A 15,180-nucleotide genomic window follows, 5' to 3' on the forward strand; every position below is an offset into this window, starting at 1 on the left:
GCCGAGCCCGGCCCCTGCGATGGCGATGCGTGGTGTGGTCATGCCTTCGATGAAACCGCATCGACTTAAAAAGTGCAATGACTACACTTTTGAAGGCGCGGTCGAGCTCCGCGAGGTCCTCAGAGGACAGCCGCAACGACAGCGCCGCCGCGTTCTCCCGCACGTGCGCCACCGTCCCCGCCTTGGGAATCGCGTTCACGTACGGCAGCCGCAGCACCCACGCCAGCGCCACCTGGGCGGGCGTGGCGGAGTGCCGGGCAGCGACCGACGCCAGCACCGGCGAGCCCAGCAGCCGCCCCTGCTCGACGGGGGAGTAGGCCATGACCGGCATCCCGCACGAGGCGTGCCACGGCAGCAGGTCGTGCTCCGGCCCGCGCCGCGACAGGTTGTAGAGGATCTGGTTGGTCTGGCAGAAGCCCGGCAACGCCGTGAGCTCGCGCATGTCTGCCAGGTCGAAGTTGCTGACGCCCCAATGCCGGATCTTGCCGGACGCCATCAGCGTCGAGAACGCGTCCACCGTCCGGAAGAGCGGCACGCTGCCGCGCCAGTGCAACAGGTACAGGTCGAGGTAGTCGGTCCCGAGACGCCGCAGACTGGCTTCACAGGCACGCACGGTGCCAACCGCGGAGGCGTTGGACGGCAGCACCTTCGACACGAGGAAGACCTCGGCGCGGCGGCCGCGGACGGCCTCGCCGACGAGCGTCTCGGCGGCTCCGGACCCGTACATCTCGGCCGTGTCGATCAACGTCAGGCCGAGGTCGAGGCCCGCGCGCAGGGCCGCGATCTCGTCGGCCCGCCGGGCGGGGTCCTCGGCCATCATCCACGTGCCCATGCCGAGCGCGGGGATGACCGAACCGGACGGCAGCGCGACAGTCATGCGTCCCAGGATGCCGGGTACGGTGGGCTGATGCGACGCGCGGGCCTCATCGTCCTGGTGCTGCTCGTGGTCACTCTCGCGGCCGCGGCCCAGCTCGTCGACCTCCCGGACGTCGAGGCACTCCGACGGCTCGGACCGGTGGTGTTCACGGGCGTCTGCGCGCTCGGCACCGCGGTGTTCTTCCCGAAACCGGTGCTCGCCACGGCCGCGGGGCTGCTGTTCGGCGTCACGTGGGGGAGCGTCGTCGCGATCGCCGGGTTCACCGCGGGCGCGATGATCGCGTTCGGCATCGCCCGCCTGCTCGGCCGGGACGAGGTCGCGGCGCGACTGGGGGAGCGGCTGGGCACGCTCGAAGAGGTCTTCGCCAGAAGAGGCGTCGAGGCGACGCTGGTGATCAGGCTGCTGCCGGTCCTGCCGTTCACGCTGGCCAACTACGGCGCGGGCGTCACGTCGGTGAAGGCGGCGCACTTCACGCTCGGCACGGCGCTGGGACTCGTGCCGTCGACCGTGCTGGCCGCGGTGCTGGGGGACGCGTTCAGCGACCTCGGGTCGCCGCGGTCGATCGTGGCGCTGTCGGTCTGGGCGGTGCTGGCGGCGGCCGGGCTGTGGTGGGGCAGGGTGCTGGTGCGCACCAGCCGGCAGACCTGACGCCGTTCTGACGCCGCTTCCGCGCTTCGAAGAAGCGCACGCAAAAGCCGTCCCGGCGGGAGACCGGGACGGCTTGAAGCGTCTGGGGCTTCCCCGGCAGGTCAGGCCGTGCGGGTGCGGCGTCCGCGCAGCTCTTCGAGACGCTCGTCGAGCAGCTCCTCGAGCTCGGGGATCGACCGGCGCTCCAGGAGCATGTCCCAGTGCGTGCGCGGCGGCTTGATCTTCTTCACCTCCGGCTCGACGCCGTCGATGATCTTCGACTCGGTTCCGTGCAGCCGGCATTCCCAGGTCGGCGGCAACTCGGCGTCGTCGGAGAACGGGACCTCGAAGTCGTGTCCCTTCGGGCAGGCGTACCGCGCTGCCCGGCGCGGAGCGAGATCGTGGTTGCGGTCGGTCTCGTAGCTGACTGCTCCGAGCCGGCTGCCACGCAAAACGCGGTCGGCCATGGCGGTGTCCTTTCGCTCGGCTCAGGGCCGGGGCCCAGGCTTCTTGCTCACCGTGTGCAACGCCCGGATTGCTCCGTTTGTTTCCGGTTCGCTCTCATGGTCGCCCACAGTGACGTCGTTCACTCGTCAACGAAGGCTTCCTACTAATGGATGCGATCGCCACAGGATCGTGACGCGTTATCAAGCTACTGCGCTCATGCCTCACTCTAATGGCCTAGCCAACCCTGTGGGTAACCGCCTAGGCCAACCGCAGTTGGCCACTTTGTGCGACGTCAGGGCCTAGGTCACCCAACCGGAAGTGACGCCGGCAGAGCACTTGGTAGCGCACAGTAGTTTCCGTGGTATCGGTTACACCGTTGCTCTCTGTACCCGATCGGTGCTGTTCCGTATCCGAAACCGTGTCCGCGACGAGTACCGTGTCCCCGGCGCGAATCACCCGACCGGCCCGCACCCGCGCGTTGAACCGTCCCGGCACCCCGCACCAGCACAGCACCTCGACCTGGATGGCCTTCAGCTCGTCGGCCAGTTCGAAGAGCCGCTGCGAGCCGGGGAACATCTCGCCGCGGAAGTCCGTGGCCAGCCCGAAGCAGTACACGTCGACCTGGACGTCGTCCGCGAGCTCCGCCAGCTGTTCGACCTGGGCGGGGGAGAGGAACTGCGCCTCGTCGACGATCAGGTAGTCCACCCGCTGCCCCGCCGCCCACTCCGCGCGCACCAACTGGCGGAGATCGTCGTCGCGGATCTCCGCGGCCTCCCGCGTGATGCCGATGCGGCTCGAGATCTGCGGCCGTCCGGACCGGTCGTGACGCACCAGCAGCAGCCCGCGACGGCCCTGTCGCGAGTTGTTGTGGTCGATCTGCAGCGCGAGCGTCGACTTGCCGCAGTCCATGGGGCCGAAGAAGAACTTCAGGTGGCCCACCACCGGAGTCGACCGTCGGGAACCCGCGACAGGTACAGCGGAGAGGGCATCTGTCGGATCGGGGAGGGCGTCCACGGCGGGTCACCCTAGTGCCTGACCCCTGATCAACAAGAACCCCCACGGCGTATCCCTGCCCATCGTGCGTCCCCTCGGCTCAGCCGCGGATCCGGTGGCGCAGGCATAGCCACTGCGCAGGCCGCCGAAACATGAACCTGGATCGAATACCTCGATAACTGCAGTGCTGGCTGAAATCAGGGCAACTCCGATAACTCGCTTCCCGCTATAGCTCGCGCCACGATATATTCAACGACATGAGTGGTCGGGTCATGTCCGAGCAGGCGTTCCTCGTGCTCACCGCGCTCGCGGAGGAGCCGTTGCACGGTTACGCGATCGTGCAGGCGGTGGAGGAGCTGTCCGAGGGACGGATGGTGCTGCGGGTGGGCACGCTGTACGGGGTGCTGGACCGGCTGGTGGCGGACGGGCTCGCCGAGCGCGACCGCGAGGAGGTGCACCAGGGGCGGCTGCGGCGCTACTACAAGCTCACCGACTCCGGGGTGCGGGCGTTGCAGGCGGAGGTCGCGAGGCTGAGCGCGAACGTGCGGGCGGCCTCCGCGGTGCTGAGGGGGAGGGGTGTCCTGCCGTGGGCGAACCGGGCGTGAGCAAGCTGGAGCGGCGCTACCGTCGGCTGCTGAGGGTCCTGCCCCAGTGGTACCGGCAGGACCGCGAGGAGGAGATGGCCGCGATCTTCCTGGCCGGCCGGACCGACGAGCACGGCCGGCCGGGCTGGGGTGAGACCGGTGCGGTGCTCGGGCTCGCGGTGCGCACGCACCTGGCGGCCGGTGCGGCGCTCACGGGCGTGCCGGGGAAGGTCATGTGGCGCGGTGAGATCGTGCGCGCCCTGGGGATGCTCGGGCTGCTGCTCGGGATCTTCTACGCGGGCGCGTCGATCGCGAACGCGGTGCAGTCCGGCGTGGAGTACTCCGGCTCGACGGTGACGTGGCTGCGGGCGCTGGACCTGGCGCCGGTCGTGGCGTTCCTGGCGTTGCTGAACGGCTGGCGCACGCCGGCCAAGACGGCGGCGGCGGTGGCCGTGGTGCCCGGGATGATCAACCTGTGGCCGCAGCACGTCTGGGTGTGGGCGGTGTTCCAGGTGCCGTCGCTCGTCACGTTCGTGGCGCTGTGTCTGGGTTTCCACCGCGACGCGCCGACGCCGCCGATGCGCAGGCTGCTGTGGTGGGGCGGGGGAGCGCTGGCGCTGGGCGTCGTCGGAGGAATGGCGGCCGGTGGCGGCCTGCTGGCGATCGTGCTGGTCGCGGTGGCGTTGCGGGTGGTGGCGTACGTGCGCGGGGACGCGGTGTTCGGACGGGCGTTGTCGTTGTTCGCCGTGCTGCTGCTGGTGCCGATCGCGTTCGTGCTCGCCGGTGAAGGGCTGGTGGTGGGAGGGCTGGTCGTGCCGACGGTGGTGCTGGAGCTGCTGCTGGTGCTCGGCGCGGTCCTCCCGGTGCGCGGGGCGGTGCGGGCGTGAACAACCTGGAACGTCGGTACCGCGCGCTGCTGAAGGTCCTGCCCGAGTGGTACCGGCAGGACCGCGAGGAGGAGATGGTCGGTCTGTTCCTGGCCGACCGGACGGACGAGCTCGACCTGGAGCACAGCTGGCCCGGCTGGGGTGAGACCGGCGCGATGCTGGGTCTGGCGGTCCGCACGCGGCTGGCCGCCACCAGTGCGCCCGTGAGCGCCGTGCGGCTGGGGGAGGTCGTGCGGTGGCTGGGTGTGCTGGGGTTGTTGCTGGGGCTGACGTTCGTCGTGCCCGCGGTCTACGGCCGGATCGTGCAGCTGAGCAGTCCCGAGTTCGTGCCGGCGCCGGTGTGGGTGACGGTGAGCCACTTCGCGCCGCTGGTGGCGATCGGGTTGCTGTTGAGCGGCCATCGGACGTGGGCGAAGGTCGTGGCGGGTGCGGCGTTGGTGCCGTGGCTGGCCAATGTGCTGACGGACGACGGTCCGGCGGGTGTCACGAGCGTGTTGTGGCAGTTGCCGGCGCTGGTGACGTTCGTGTGCCTGTGCCTGGGTTTCCACCGGGAGGCGCCGACGCCGCCGGTGCGGCCGATGCTGTGGTGGAGCGGGGCGGCGGTGCTGGTCGGCGCGGTGGAGCTGCTGACGTGGGGGACCGGTCATGCCGTGCTCGCGGCGGTGGTGCTGGGCGTGCGGATCTACGCGTACGTGCGCGGGGAGGTGGCGCTGGGGCGGGCGTTGTCGATCTTCGCGGTGTTGTTCGCGGGCGGGCTCGTCGTGTCGTACGTGGACGGTCCGCCGGAGTGGAGGGGGTTCGTCGTGGTGACGGCGGCGCTGTGGCTGGTCAGCGCCGCCGCCCCGGTCAGACGAGCGTCGGTTCTGGGTTCCCGACTGCCTTGATGGCCCGGCGGACGGGCACGAAGATCAGCAGGACGAAGCCGGCGACGAAGAAGATGATCAGCGAGATGATGGCGGGCCGGAGGCTGCCGGTGGCCTGGCCGACGCCGGCGAACACCAGCGGGCCGAGCCAGCTGGTGGAGCGCTCGCCGACCTCGTAGAGGGAGAAGTACTGGGCTTCCCTGCCGGGCGGCACCATCTGGCTGAACAGGCTGCGGGACAAGGCGTTCGTGCCGCCGAGCACGATGCCGATGCCGGCCGAGACGAGGTAGAACTGCATCTGGTCGCCCGCCTTGACGAAGAACGCGGCGGTGATGACGACGATCCACACCACGAGCGAGCCGAGGATCGTCTTCTTGGCGCCGATGCGCTTGGCGACGACGCCGTGCAGGATGCCGCCGGCGAACGCGACGAACTGGACGATCAGGATCACCGCGATCAGCGTCTTCTGCTCGAACTTCAGCTCGACGCTGCCGTACTGCGCCGAGACGTTCGCGACGGTGGCGATGCCGTCGGTGTAGATCAGGTACGTGCCGAGGAACGCGAGTGTGAGCGGGAAGGCCTTGGCCTGCTTGAGGGTCGTGCCGAGTTCCCGGAAGCCCGCGGAGATCACCGAGCCGCCGTGCTCGGTGCCGTGCGGTGGCTGGTGCCGGGCGAGGCGGGTGAGCGGGATGAACGTGAAGCCCGCCCACCACACGCCGGAGATGACGAACGCGATGCGCGCCGCGTCGGCGGCGGTGATGCCGAGGGAGTCCGCGGACAGCGTGATGGCGAGCTGGATCGCCAGCGCGACACCGCCGCCGAGGTAACCGAAGGCCCAGCCGCGGCTGGACAGGGCGTCGCGCTCGTCGGGCGGCGCGATCTCCGGGAGGAAGGCGTAGTAGACGACGACGCTGGCGCCGTAGCCGATGTTGGCGATGATGAAGAACAGCACGCCGAGGGTCCAGTTGGTGCCCTGCACGGCGGCGAGCGCGACGGTGGCGGCGGACCCGGTGAAGGCGAAGAAGGCGAGCATCTTCTTCTTGTTCTGGGTGCGGTCGGCGATGGCGCCCATGATCGGCAGCACCACGACCTGGATCACCGTGGCGAGCGAGAGCAGGTAGCCCCACAGCGATCCGGCGGGGAACTGGGCCCCGAGGAACGTGACGTCGCAGTGGTCGAACGCGTTGTCGCCCGCGCAGGGATTTGCGCCGTTGAGGGCCGCGTCGGCCTTGGCGGCGTTCTTCGCGATGCTCGTGAGGTACAGCGAGAAGAAGACTGTGACCACGGACGTGGGGAACACGGAGTTCGCCACGTCGTACCAGACCCAGCCGCGCTGTTCGCGGCGGCGGGCTGTCTTGGCGTCGGCGGCGTCGTCGCCCTTGACCTTCATGTCGGCGGACTGTACTTGTCCGCCGACACAGCCGATGATCGACTGTCCAACCTGTTACCAGGTGCCGCGTGAGCGGAGCACTTCACGCAGGACGTCGGGCCGGTCGGTGACGAGTCCGTCGACGCCGAGGTCGAGCAGTGCGCGCATGTCGGCTTCGTCGTCGATCGTCCACACGTGCACTTCGAGGTCGCGGCGGTGGGCGGCTTGGACGAACCGGGCGTCGACGACGGTGAGCGGTCCCTGGCTCACCGGCACCTGGGCGACCTGGCCGCGTACGGCCAGTCCGGCGAACGGGATGCGGCCCGCCGCCCACAGCGCGCCGGCCGAGCAGGGTCCCATGGAGGTGAGCAGTTGCGGTCCGCCGCGGCGGCGCAGCCGGGCGAGGCGGTTGTCGGAGAAGCTGGCGAGGCAGACCCGGTGCAGTGCCTTGGCTTTGCGCAGCAGGGCGAGGATCGGCTCGACGGCGTTGTCGGCCTTGACGTCGATGTTGAAGAACGTGTCGGGCAGTTCTTCGAGGACGTCGGCGAGCCGGGCGACGGGTTCGCGTCCGCCGATGCGGGCCAGGCGCACCTCGGTCCACGGCAGGTCGGCGACCCGCCCCTGGCCGTCCGTGGTTCGTTCGAGCGTGTGGTCGTGGTGGACCACCACCTCGCCGTCGGACGTGGCGTGCACGTCGGTCTCGATGTAGCGGTAGCCCTCCTGCACGGCGCGGCGGAACGAGCTCAGCGAGTTCTCCATGCCGCTGAGGTCGTCGACGTGCCAGCCGCGGTGGGCGAAGGCTCGGGGGTGCGGGCCTGCGAGGTACGGGTGGGTCACGCCCTGAGTGTGCCTGCCGGTCGTGGCTTCGGGGTGGACAGTGGGTGGCGGGACATTTTCTTCTTCGTCTCTATTTCTTCAGTGTTGACTAAATTCAAACCCACCGGTCATCCAGATCCGCGAAACAGGCAAAAAACAAAACAAGCCAAGGAACCCCGGCGAGGATTTCGGCATCGAAGTGGCTCAGCCGTGCCGTGGTGGGGAGAGTTCGTTGAAGCGCGATCAGTCAAGGCAGAACGACCAAACCCCACCCGAAAGCAACAGCAATCGCCGTACGGGTACTGTCCGGTTCCCTACGAAGGTCGGGCTTTCTGGCGCGTCGCTGGAGACCACCCGCCGCCATTCGCTACCGTCGCGCGCCATGGAGCGCTCCATGGAGGCGGATGAGCCCAGGCACTGCGCGTGGTGCGGGCGGAGGTTGCCGGGGAGTGGGCGGATCGGCCGGCCGAGGCGGTACTGTGCGCAGCCGTGCCGTCAGCGCGCGTACGAGCGCAGGGCGGCGTTGCAGCGGGGTGGTCTGCCGGAGGACGCGGTGGTGCTGTCCACCGCGGAGCTCGCGGATCTGCAGGACAGGTTGTTCCAGCTGCGGTGTGCCGCGGAGGACGTGGTGACGGCGGCGCAGGACGGGGCGGAGAACGAGGAGCTGCGGAAGCTGGCCGCGGAGCTGGTGGAGTCGGCGAAGGGCTTGGAGCGGCTTCGGTAGCCGTTCGCAAATCAGCGAACTGACCGGCGTAGCGGGTTGCTTACGTCCGGTGATCGGACGATCATGACGCGCGTGACCTCCTTTAGCCGCACGGTGCTGGACCGGGCGGATGTCGGCTATGCCGTGACGGACGCGCGCGGGAACCTGCTGTGGTGCAACCGCGCGTTGGGCGTGGTGCTCGGTGTTGCGGTGGAGCAGGCGTACGGGCGGTCGTTGCCGGCGCTGCTTCCAGGTGTGCCCGAGGTGCCCGCGCCGGCGCGGGAGGTGCTGGCTCCGGGTCCGAAGTGGCTCGAGGTGCGGTGCTCGAAGCTGGGTGACGACCTGATGTACGAGGTCGTGGACGTGTCGGCGTGGCGTGATCGTGAGTTGACGGTGACGCAGGAGGCGGACGCGTTGCGGCGTGCGCAGGCGTTGGGGCGGATGGGCACGTGGGAGTGGTCCATCTCGGACGACCGGGTGACGTGGTCGGACACCTTGCTGGAGATGTTCGGGTTCGCGCCGGGGATGGCGTTCGACTTCGAGCTGTACTCGCAGCTGGTGCACCCGGACGATCTGCCGATGATCGAGGAGACGCTGGACGCGGCGTTGAAGACGGGTTCGGTGTTCACGTACACGCATCGGATGTTGCGTCCGGACGGTGCGGAGCGGGTGTTCGAGTGTTTCGGTGAGGTGGAGCTCGACGAGACGGGCGCGCCGGTGCGGGCGTTGGGGACGGCGCACGACGTGACGCAGTCGTCGCGGGTGCACGACGAGCTGGTGCGGATGGCGGAGCAGGATCCGTTGACGGGTCTGCCGAATCGCCGGGCTTTGACGCGGGCGTTGGAGCAGCAGCTGGCGAACAACGGTTCGGGTGCGCTGCTGGTGCTGGATCTGGACAACTTCAAGGACGTCAACGATCTGCGGGGTCACGCGGTGGGTGACCGGGTGATGCGGATGCTGGCGTCGGCGTTGCAGTCGCGGCTGGGTGACCGGTTGATCGCGCGGCTGGGTGGTGACGAGTTCGCGGTGGTGCTGCCGGGTGCGTCGCTGGAGGACGCGTCGGGTGTGGCGGACCACCTGAAGGAGGCGGTGGCGGGTTTTCCGCTGGCGGGGATCGGGACGCCGGCGCGGATCACGGTGAGCACGGGGCTGGCGGAGTTCGGGCCGGGTGACTCGTGGGAGCTGGTGCTGGCGAACGCGGATCTGGCGTTGTACGCGTCGAAGGCGGCGGGTCGTGACCGGGTGACGGTGTACGAGCCGAACCACTACGCGGACACGGTGAAGCGGGTGAGTGTGCTGGACCGGCTGCGGGCGGCGCTGGCGGGGGATGGTCTGGCGCTGTACGGGATGCCGATGGTCGAGCTCGCGACCGGGACGACGTTGGGTCATGAGTTGTTGTTGCGGTTGGAGGATCAGCAGGAGCCTTATCTGGGTCCGGCGGATTTCCTTCCGGTGGCGGAGCGGTCGAACCTGATTCTGGAGGTCGACCGGTGGGTGTTGTCGACGGCGATCGACGCGTTGGTGGCGCAGCCGGATTCGCGGTTGCGGTTCAACGTGAACGTTTCGGGGCGGACGTTGGAGGATCCGGACTTCGGTGGTTTCGTGCTCGACAAGCTCGGTTCGGCCGGGGTGGCGCCGGGGCGGTTGGGGCTGGAGATCACGGAGACGGCCGCGGTGACCAATTTGGACGCGGCGGTGTCGCTGGCGACGCAGCTGCGCAGTTTCGGGTGCCGGATCACGTTGGACGACTTCGGTTCGGGGTTCGGGTCGTTCGTGCACCTGAAGCATTTGCCGATCACGGGGATCAAGATCGACGGTGAGTTCGTGAAGGGCATCGAGACCAACGACGCGGACGCGGTGCTGGTGTCGGGGATCGTGCAGATCGCGAACGGGCTGGGTTTGTCGTCGGTGGCGGAGTGGGTGGAGCGGCCGTCGCAGGTGGAGGTTCTGCGTGGGTTGGGCGTGCGGGTGGGGCAGGGTTTTCACCTGGGCAGGCCGGTGCCGTTGCGTGACGTGGTGAACGCGGAGCGCATGCCGCCGAATGGCGCATTGTCGTCTCAGGTGGTCGGAGCAGAGGATGGTGCGCGCTCCTGATCACCGCCTTGATGGGATGCCCGTGTCGTCTTGTGGTTTGCGTCGTCTTGAGTTGAGCGTTGCCGAGCCTGAGCTGTCGGTGGACTTCTTCGCCGCTGTGCTCGGTTGGACGGTGATAGCCGAGCCGGGTGGTTCTTTCACGGGCTGGGTGGGTGATCGGCTCGCGGCTCAGGTTGTTGCGGGGCAAGAGGGTTGGCGGGTTTTCTTCGGTGGGGACGAGCCGCGTGAGCTGACGGCTGGGTCTTTTGTGGACAGTGGTCGGGTGTTGCACGGTCCGTGGGCGCCGGCGCCTCGGCACGGTGAGCCGTGCTGGGTGGTGCTGCCGGGCGATGACGAGGTGTTCTGGCGGCGGGAGTTGGGCTGGGAGGCCGCGCGGGCGGAGGGTGGTTCCGGTCTTTTCACGTCGTCGCGGCACGGTGAGCCGCGTCCGGTGGCGGGTGCGGGTTCGGGTTGGACGGTGTTTTTCGCCGTGGATGACGTCGGGGCCGCGTGTGCGCGGGTGTCCGAGCTGGGTGGTCGGGTGTGGTCGGGCCCCGAGTCGGCGCCGGTCGGGGTGACGGCGTCGATCGAGGGCCCGCGCGGTGGTCGGTGTGCGTTGCTGGAGCACCCGAAGGGGTGGGGCGGGAACTGGGTCAGCTAGTGGCATCCAGCTCGGGTGGGAAGCCGCCGGTGGCGACGGGGCCCCAGCTGTCGATGGTGATGCGGATGAGGGCTTTGCCCTGGCGGATCATGGCGGCGCGGTATTCGTCCCAGTCGGGGTGTTCGCCTGCGATGCAGCGGTAGTACTCGACGAAGTCCTCGAGTGCTTCCGGCAGGTCGAGGATTTCGGCGGTGCCGTCGATCTGGACGTAGGGGCCGTCCCAGTCGTCGGAGAGAACGCAGAGGGTGACGGCGGGGTTGCGGCGGGCGTTGCGGACCTTGGCGCGTTGCGGGTAGGTCGCGATGACGATGCGGCCCTGCGTGTCGACGCCGCAGGAGACGGGGGAGACCTGCAGGCCGTCGGTGGTGGTGCGGCGGGTGATGAGGACGCCGTGGTGGCGGGTGCGGAGGAACTCGAGCAGCTGCGGCCGGTCGACGAGGTCGGCGGTGGCGATCTTCGGCATGATGTGCAGCATGGCACGGTTCACCTCGTTCGACGGCACGGAACTCGCCTACCGGGAAGTGGGTGACGGTGTTCCGCTCGTGGTTCTCGCGGGCGGTCCGGGCAGGGCGTCCGAGTATCTGGGGACGCTGGGCGGGCTGGAGGCGCATCGCAGGCTTTTCGTGCTGGACAACCGGGGTACCGGTGAGTCGGACGAGCCGGTGGATCCGTTCACCTATCGGCGGGACATGCTGGTCAGGGATGTGGAGATGCTGCGCCGTCATCTCGGTCTGGACGTGGTGGACGTGCTGGGGCATTCCGCGGGTGCGGGGATCGCGATGGGGTATGCGGCGGACTTCCCGGACCGCGTCGGCAAGCTCGTGCTGCTCACTCCGGCGTTGCGGTCGGTGGGTCTGTCGCCGGAGCAGAGCGACTGGGACGCGTTTCTCGCGGCGCGTGCGGACGAGCCGTGGTTCGAGGCCGCCACGGCCGCGTTGGCGCGCAATGCCGCCGGTGACGACTCGGTGGAGAACCGGGTGGCCGCCTCGCCGTTGCTGTACGCGCGGTGGGACGAGCGCGCGCAGGCGCACGCGAATGCCGAGCTGGGGCAGTGGAAGTACCACGTGGCGCTGGGGTACAACGCCGACGGCGCGTTCGTGCCGGGTGTGTTGCGGCGGGCGTTGATGGATTTCGGTCATCCGGTGCTGGTGTACGCGTGCGGCGAGGACCCGATCTCGCCGGTGCGGCGGTGTGCGGAGCTGGCGGCGTTGTTCCCGGACGCCACCCTGTACGTGCATGAGGGTGTGGGGCACTACCCGTGGGTGGAGGATCCGGGTCGGGTCGCGGAGCAGGTCGCGGCGTTCCTGGACGCCTAGGCCGTGGCGACGCGGTCGCGGCCGGCGTTCTTGGCCTGGTAGAGCGCTTCGTCGGCGGCCAGCAGCAGCGGGCTGAGCTCGGTCGCGGTGTCGGGGAAGACGGCGGCGCCGATGGACGCGGTCAGGCCGCTGATGAGACGGGGCTGGCCGGACCGGTCGATGACGTCGGCCTCGAGGCGGGCGATGTCGAAGCGGATGCGTTCGGCGGTGGCGCGCACCTCGTCGGTGCCCACTCCGGGTAGCAGCACGGCGAACTCCTCGCCGCCGAAGCGGCCGACGAGGTCGTAGGAGCGCACGGCGTGCTTGATCGCGTCGGCGACGGCGCGCAGGACGCGGTCGCCGGCGAGGTGGCCGTAGGTGTCGTTGATCTGCTTGAAGTGGTCGAGGTCGAGGATGAGCACGCCGACGGTGGAGACCAGGCGGCGGGCGCGGGCGATCTCGCGTTCGGCGACGTCGTGCCAGAACGTGGCGTCGACCAGGCCGGTCTTGGAGTCGGTGCGGGCGGCGACGCGGAATTGCGGCAGCAGCAGGCCCATGTGCAGGGCGAGCACGGTGAGCAGCAGGATCGGCGACAGCCACGGCCGGGCGGTGGCGATGATGGCGAATCCGGAGCCGAGGCCGACCGAGGCGGTCACGATCAGCACGTCGGAGGCGTGCCCCAGGGCGGTGCGGATCGGGTTGGCCGGGTTCGTCATGACGATGGCGCCGACGACGAGGGCGTAGTTGACGAACCAGTACAGGAACCCGGCGACGACGAGGGCGAGCAGTCCACGTGGTCCGTCCAGGTCGGACGGGTTTGAGGCGGAGAACATGGCCAGCGCCCATTGCGCCGCGGCGCATCCAAGTACGACAGTGGCGGCGGAGAACAGTTTCCGGTAAAGGACCGCCCGGCGCTTGTAGACCCGCAGCCACGCGTGCAGGTAGATGGCCAGGACCAGCAGGACGACCAGTGGCATCGGGAGAACGAGCACGCCAGCGAACTGCCACACCGACTGCATCTGCGCGTGAGGGACGCCCTCAGAGGAGATTTCGCGGATGCGTTCGATGCCGCGCGCCGCTTCGAGGTGAACCAGCGCCGCTGCGGAGAGTGCGGCGAACCAGACCCAGTGGCGTGGCTCGACAGGGGTAAGCCGTGCGGTTGCGAGCGTGACGAGTGTCGCCGCCACGGCGGTCGTCACGACATAGGCCAGCACGACAGGAGGAAGGGACCATAACTTCCACCGGCGCGGGTCGAGCCAAGGCACGCTGCCACCCCCACCGAAAACCATCAGGAACAAACCACTGTAGCTAGCGGGTCACGCGAAGTCGTGGCTCCATGTGGGGGACCTCACCCTGAGTAGTCCTCGTGTTTTCTCATCCCCTCGCAACTCCCGCATTCCCAAGGAGACGGTCATGATGAACCTCGCGCTGTCCACCGACTGGACCTTCGCCTCCACCTCGACCGACTGGACGTTCGCGTCGTCCACCGACTGGACGTTCCATTCGACCGACTGGACGTTCGCGAGCACGGACTGGACCGTCTAGGGAGCGTTGACTCTCCGTCCACATCGGCGCGGCGGTGGAGGGTGCACGCCGGCACCCTCCACGCCTCTTCGCGCGGCGTCGGGCCGGCGCGCACTGGGTGAATCGGCACCTTCGGGCGATGATCGTGTCGGTGATCGTGAGCCGGTTGTGGGACGAGGGCGCGGCCACGGCCTCGGTGAAGCAGCAGCCGCGACGACCACGGCCTGGTCGTGCCGTCGGACCTCGAGCCGGTCACCCGCGTCAGATCTGGACGCCTGACCGCGCCGCCCGCCGCCACGACCAGGCCGCGCCCGCCGCCACCACCGCACCTCCGAGCCCTGCCACCGCCACGACCCGGTGCACAGGCCACCACTCGGCCGCCGCGCCCGCCAGGGCGATGCCCACCCCCTGCGACACCCGCAACGCCGTCACCGCCAGCCCGAACGCCTGCCCGCGGCTCGCGTTGGGCACCAGCCGCATGAACACCGTGTTCGCCAGCAGCTGGTAGGAGCTGGCCAGGCCGGACAGCGCGAACAACGTCAACGCAGCGCCCAGCCCCGGTGCGAACTGCATCGGCAGCAACACCGCGCACGACAAGACGCACAGCCACGGCATCAACCGCAGCCCACGTGGAGAAGGCAACCGGGCCAGCCCGAGCATGCCCGCCGCCGTGCCGGCGGCGTAGGCGGCGAAGATCATCCCCACGGCGGCGGGCCCGGCGCCCAGCTGTGCGGCGTAGGGCGCGGCGAGCGCTTCGCCGACGATGTAGAAGCCCGACACGCAGGCCAGTGCGACCAGCGCGCGCAGCCGCCGGTCGTCCCAGACCAGCCGGGCCCCGCCCACCAGGTCCGCAGGCCACGCCCGCACGTGCGGGCGTGGGGGAGCGGGCCGGTCCAGCAGGAACAAGCCCACCAGGAACGCCGAGACGCCGAATGTGACCGCGTCCGCCATCAGCACCAGGTTCGGCCCCCACCACGCGACCAGCGCCCCGCCGGTGAGGAAACCGGCGACCTGGGCGGCCTGCGTCAGCGTGCTCAGCACCGCCTGCCCGAGCGGGTAGCGCTGGTCGGGCAGGATCTGCGGCAGCAACGCCGCCCGTGCCGCCCCGTGTGGCGCTCCCGCGAACTGCACCAGCACCAGCAGCGCCGCCAGCGCCCACAGCGGCAGCAGCGGCACCGCCATCACCAGCAGCAGGGCCGCGCGGGCGAGGTCGGCGGCCACCATCACCTCTTTGCGCGCGAACCGGTCGGCCAGGCCCGACAGCAGGGGCCCGCCGACCAGGTCCGGCAGGAACGTCAACGCGTAGGTCAGCGCGGTCAGGCCCGCGCTGGCGGTGCGGTCGTAGACGTGCACCGTCAGCGCGACCCGGGCGAACTGGTCCCCGGCCACCGACACCACGTGCGCGGTGAACAGGGCGCGGAACTCACCGTCGCGGGCGAGCTCGCGGTAGCCGGGCATGCG

At 69.5% G+C, this 15,180-nt stretch carries 17 protein-coding genes; 9 read left to right on the forward strand and 8 right to left on the reverse strand.

Annotation, left to right across the window (positions count from 1 at the left end):
- On the reverse strand, positions 1-877 hold an 877-nt coding region (locus ABZV40_RS10560), incomplete at its 3' end, for an aldo/keto reductase (protein WP_355438349.1).
- A 30-nt stretch (positions 878-907) separates the two neighbouring features.
- On the opposite strand from ABZV40_RS10560, the gene ABZV40_RS10565 reads away from it, so the two are divergent.
- Complete coding sequence (locus ABZV40_RS10565) at positions 908-1,525, forward strand: VTT domain-containing protein (protein WP_355438351.1); 618 nt, start codon at positions 908-910, stop codon at positions 1,523-1,525.
- Positions 1,526-1,626: 101 nt separating this feature from the next.
- Here ABZV40_RS10565 and ABZV40_RS10570 read toward each other — a convergent pair whose 3' ends face one another.
- Positions 1,627-1,971, reverse strand: a complete 345-nt coding sequence (locus ABZV40_RS10570; RefSeq protein ID WP_065919117.1) for an RNA polymerase-binding protein RbpA — start codon at positions 1,969-1,971, stop codon at positions 1,627-1,629.
- Between the two features lie 238 nt (positions 1,972-2,209).
- Positions 2,210-2,965 carry a thymidine kinase gene (locus ABZV40_RS10575; RefSeq protein ID WP_355438353.1) on the reverse strand — a complete coding sequence of 252 codons (756 nt, stop codon included), beginning with the start codon at positions 2,963-2,965 and terminating at the stop codon, positions 2,210-2,212.
- A 236-nt stretch (positions 2,966-3,201) separates the two neighbouring features.
- On the opposite strand from ABZV40_RS10575, the gene ABZV40_RS10580 reads away from it, so the two are divergent.
- The 3 genes from ABZV40_RS10580 to ABZV40_RS10590 are packed head-to-tail and all read left to right on the forward strand — an operon-like array spanning position 3,202 to position 5,299.
- A complete protein-coding gene (locus ABZV40_RS10580) occupies positions 3,202-3,549 on the forward strand; it encodes a PadR family transcriptional regulator (protein WP_355438355.1) in 348 nt (115 codons plus the stop codon).
- Positions 3,546-4,415 (forward strand): hypothetical protein, encoded by an 870-nt coding sequence (locus ABZV40_RS10585; protein ID WP_355438357.1) that lies wholly within the window; start codon positions 3,546-3,548, stop codon positions 4,413-4,415. The genes ABZV40_RS10580 and ABZV40_RS10585 overlap by 4 nt, the downstream gene beginning before the upstream one ends.
- Positions 4,412-5,299, forward strand: coding sequence for a hypothetical protein (locus ABZV40_RS10590; RefSeq protein ID WP_355438359.1), 888 nt, complete (start codon positions 4,412-4,414; stop codon positions 5,297-5,299). The genes ABZV40_RS10585 and ABZV40_RS10590 overlap by 4 nt, the downstream gene beginning before the upstream one ends.
- Here the strand turns inward: ABZV40_RS10590 and ABZV40_RS10595 are convergent.
- A complete protein-coding gene (locus ABZV40_RS10595) occupies positions 5,262-6,668 on the reverse strand; it encodes an MFS transporter (protein WP_355438361.1) in 1,407 nt (468 codons plus the stop codon). The genes ABZV40_RS10590 and ABZV40_RS10595 overlap by 38 nt on opposite strands.
- A gap of 54 nt (positions 6,669-6,722) precedes the next feature.
- Positions 6,723-7,484, reverse strand: coding sequence for a glycerophosphodiester phosphodiesterase (locus tag ABZV40_RS10600; RefSeq protein ID WP_355438363.1), 762 nt, complete (start codon positions 7,482-7,484; stop codon positions 6,723-6,725).
- A 361-nt stretch (positions 7,485-7,845) separates the two neighbouring features.
- Between ABZV40_RS10600 and ABZV40_RS10605 the strand changes: the two genes are divergently transcribed.
- The 3 genes from ABZV40_RS10605 (at position 7,846) to ABZV40_RS10615 (ending at position 10,900) form a co-directional block, all read left to right on the forward strand.
- Complete coding sequence (locus ABZV40_RS10605) at positions 7,846-8,187, forward strand: hypothetical protein (RefSeq protein ID WP_030475304.1); 342 nt, start codon at positions 7,846-7,848, stop codon at positions 8,185-8,187.
- 72 nt (positions 8,188-8,259) lie between these two features.
- On the forward strand, positions 8,260-10,260 hold the full coding sequence (locus tag ABZV40_RS10610) for an EAL domain-containing protein (RefSeq protein WP_355438365.1): 2,001 nt from the start codon (positions 8,260-8,262) through the stop codon (positions 10,258-10,260).
- 16 nt (positions 10,261-10,276) lie between these two features.
- The gene (locus ABZV40_RS10615; protein WP_355438367.1) at positions 10,277-10,900 is read left to right on the forward strand and encodes a VOC family protein; all 624 of its coding nucleotides are present in this window, start codon (positions 10,277-10,279) and stop codon (positions 10,898-10,900) included.
- Here the strand turns inward: ABZV40_RS10615 and ABZV40_RS10620 are convergent.
- On the reverse strand, positions 10,893-11,363 hold the full coding sequence (locus ABZV40_RS10620; protein ID WP_355438771.1) for a PPOX class F420-dependent oxidoreductase: 471 nt from the start codon (positions 11,361-11,363) through the stop codon (positions 10,893-10,895). The two genes, ABZV40_RS10615 and ABZV40_RS10620, sit on opposite strands and share 8 nt — an antisense overlap.
- A 10-nt stretch (positions 11,364-11,373) precedes the next feature.
- On the opposite strand from ABZV40_RS10620, the gene ABZV40_RS10625 reads away from it, so the two are divergent.
- Positions 11,374-12,216 (forward strand): alpha/beta hydrolase, encoded by an 843-nt coding sequence (locus tag ABZV40_RS10625; RefSeq protein WP_355438369.1) that lies wholly within the window; start codon positions 11,374-11,376, stop codon positions 12,214-12,216.
- Here the strand turns inward: ABZV40_RS10625 and ABZV40_RS10630 are convergent.
- The gene (locus ABZV40_RS10630; protein ID WP_355438371.1) at positions 12,213-13,409 is read right to left on the reverse strand and encodes a GGDEF domain-containing protein; all 1,197 of its coding nucleotides are present in this window, start codon (positions 13,407-13,409) and stop codon (positions 12,213-12,215) included. The genes ABZV40_RS10625 and ABZV40_RS10630 overlap by 4 nt on opposite strands.
- A 199-nt stretch (positions 13,410-13,608) precedes the next feature.
- Between ABZV40_RS10630 and ABZV40_RS10635 the strand changes: the two genes are divergently transcribed.
- Positions 13,609-13,740 carry a hypothetical protein gene (locus ABZV40_RS10635; RefSeq protein ID WP_355438373.1) on the forward strand — a complete coding sequence of 44 codons (132 nt, stop codon included), beginning with the start codon at positions 13,609-13,611 and terminating at the stop codon, positions 13,738-13,740.
- Positions 13,741-13,980: 240 nt separating this feature from the next.
- On the opposite strand, the gene ABZV40_RS10640 is transcribed toward ABZV40_RS10635, so the two are convergent.
- Entirely contained in the window at positions 13,981-15,177 is a 1,197-nt protein-coding gene (locus tag ABZV40_RS10640) for an MFS transporter (protein ID WP_355438375.1), read from the reverse strand.
- Positions 15,178-15,180 lie beyond the last annotated feature (3 nt).

Origin of the sequence: Lentzea sp. NPDC004782, assembly GCF_040609115.1 — a bacterium.
Taxonomy (GTDB): Bacteria; Actinomycetota; Actinomycetes; order Mycobacteriales; family Pseudonocardiaceae; genus Lentzea.